Source organism: Lysinibacillus sp. RU7 (assembly GCF_057837305.1).
This window is the reverse complement of sequence record NZ_JBYQFK010000009.1, coordinates 131,765-134,431: the sequence shown is the minus strand read 5'-3', so window position 1 is coordinate 134,431 and position 2,667 is coordinate 131,765. Positions and strand designations below refer to the sequence as shown.

Genomic DNA, 2,667 nt, shown 5'->3' with positions numbered 1-2,667 from the left:
AACACGGAAGTTAAGCTCTTTAGCGCCGATGGTAGTTGGGGGCTTCCCCCTGTGAGAGTAGGACGTCGCTAGGCACAATCAAAGGTCTGAGAATTTCTCAGACCTTTTCTTTTTATTTTTTAATAAATTGGGTGATATATAGCAAGCATATTATCTACTTAAATTTATATGCAACAACTATTATGAAAACGAATAGCAAATTATCAACAATAAATAATTGCTGACATGAGTAGGTCAAAGAGGTATTTAGTGGATTGAGTGAAATAGGCTTATTCAAAGTAAAGAATTAAGCTACGGTTTATGTTAAACCATCCTTACATCTCTTTATTGTGAGCTGTGAATTTTTCAATTTGGCTAACGAGCCGTTTTTAGGAGCAAGGACTCTTAGAATTCCCCATAATCCTAATTCAATATCCCATCTAATATTTCCGGAACGATACAAATAATCCCCCGTTTGTTGTAAGTAGCCACCTGCACCGTACAATAATTCAAAACTGTCATTGCTCCCAATTGTATACTTCCCCTTAGAGGAGCTAGTTGTGGAAGTGATGTCTTTTGGATTTCGTAAAAATTGATGTGCATGTATAACAAATGCATGGGCTCTAGGTTTATCTGCTGGACATATAAAGCGAATCGTAATTGGATCACCAGCATGAGCTAGAAAGATCGGGGTATCTGTTTTTTTCCCTTTACGCGTTTGAAAGGCTGTATATACATCCTTTACACTATTAATTCGATGGCTAAATCGATTGGCTCTATAATTAAAGCCTCTCGCGCCCTGATCTTCAAAGTCTACAATTTCTTCCTCCGGTTCGATTAACAGCGCTTCTGGATCTATAATGACTGTGCCTTTTTTAGCTACGAGTCTTATCCCATCATGCATAATAAGTGAGAACTCTCTAAACTCTGGGAGTAACGGGTTAGAAATAATGACTTGATTTCCTTTGTTTACTTCCTTTCTTTTGGTAGGATGAAGATGCTTAGAGCCGCGTGGTTCAGCAATTAGCATGCCAAATGCACCGTGATGGCGATGATTTCTTAAATCCGCCATATCCCACAAATTAGCTGCGCCGAATGGGCGATCTAGTTGCCAGACATATGTGATACTTTCACCAGGAGCAATAGTTTGGTCTAGGTTGAATCCAACGGTTGCTCCATCCGAATGTGCTACATCATAGATAGCAAGCTGTGCATGTAAAGAGATGCGCTGTGAAGGTGGGAATGGAGAAGAAACCGGTACATCGGGGTAACCATGATGTTCTGCATGATGAAATTTGTCTTTAAGTTTATTATGAAGTGTTATTTCAATATAGTCACCTGCATTCGCACGTAAGATGAGAGGCTCGGCGTTTTTTCTTTTTTGTAAGATTTTAGGTACATCTTCTTTTAGCACGAAAATAATACCGTATGGGTCATGATCCCCTTCTTTGTTATAGTGAATGCGCATATTTAAAGCGAATACTTCAAATTGACGGACAACGGCATTTGGTGGAATGGCATTGTTAGGGAGTACGGCTTTTGGTGGTATTTCCCTTGTAACCTTAGGTAAAGGTTTATCCCTTATCAGGGGGATTTCCCGATCGGGTAAAGGAATTAAGTGCGACACTTGTTGCTCGTAGGAGCGAAAAAGGCCCCAATTACCTAACCATATATCATCCACCGATCCATAATGATACAGTAAATCATAATCTCCTGTTCCTTCCATATTAAATTCTAACGTAAAGGATTCAGCAATAGCGATATGTTGCTGCTGGTCTAATTTCGAATGTAAATTTGGACGTTCACGATGCCAGCGCTGGCGATGGAGATTAAAGCTATGAGATTCTTCTTGCGCCCCTTGATAAAGTCGAATTCGAACAGGGTCCCCATTATATGTTTCGAGCAATGGGGTCACGGGGTCGCCATGTAACCAAGAGCTAAATACATAAGCGGGATCGTTGCTCGGCTCTTTTAATCGAAATTGAATAGGTTCATTTCTATAGTTTATTGCCATTACTCCAGGATCATCATGTGAGCCTGGGAAGGGAGGTGGATTTAATGGGTTCCCATGCTTATCAAATAACAATGTAAAATCTTGAACAAATAATGACAATTCACGGAAGTCAGGGATGAATGGATTGACAATAGTTGCTTGGGTTCCTGCTTTTAGTTGTTCGCCTGTACGAGAGTCTAAATATGAAGAGCCTCTTGCTTGAATGTTGATTCCGGCAAAAACGCCATGTTGTTGATGCTCACTAGCAAATAAATGGTCATGCCAAAACGTGGCCTTCAGTTCAATATCTGCAAACCACTGATATTGAATCGTTTCCCCAGGTAAAATGCCAGAGTCGTAGTTCCATCCAACATTAGCACCATCGGATACTAGTACATCAAATTTTACGAAGTGTACATGCATCCCAGCCTCGTAAGTTCGGTTCACTAATTGAAAGGCATTTCCACCGATAGTTTCAGGTAATTTGTTCGTAAATTTAAAGCGGATAGCTTCCCCTGCATTTGCTCGAATAACGAGTGGCTCAGGTTCCTTCCTCCCAGCCAAAATATCCTGTTCATCCTCGGCTAAAATATAGAAACGCCCTTCTGGATCGTGCCAGCCTTGTTTGTTGTACACAATCGGCATTTGCATGAGGATAACGTGGAACTCTCTAATAGGTGTAACTTTTGGAATGG

General features: G+C 40.6%; 1 protein-coding gene and 1 rRNA gene. One reads left to right on the top strand and one right to left on the bottom strand.

Annotated elements, in window-relative coordinates; genetic code table 11:
- A 5S ribosomal RNA gene (gene rrf / locus AC3II9_RS08855) occupies positions 1-74 on the top strand; the annotation flags it as partial.
- A 224-nt stretch (positions 75-298) separates the two neighbouring features.
- On the opposite strand, the gene AC3II9_RS08850 is transcribed toward rrf, so the two are convergent.
- Positions 299-2,667, bottom strand: a 2,369-nt coding sequence (locus AC3II9_RS08850) for a cupredoxin domain-containing protein (protein ID WP_489154909.1), incomplete at its 5' end; no start/stop codon positions are given.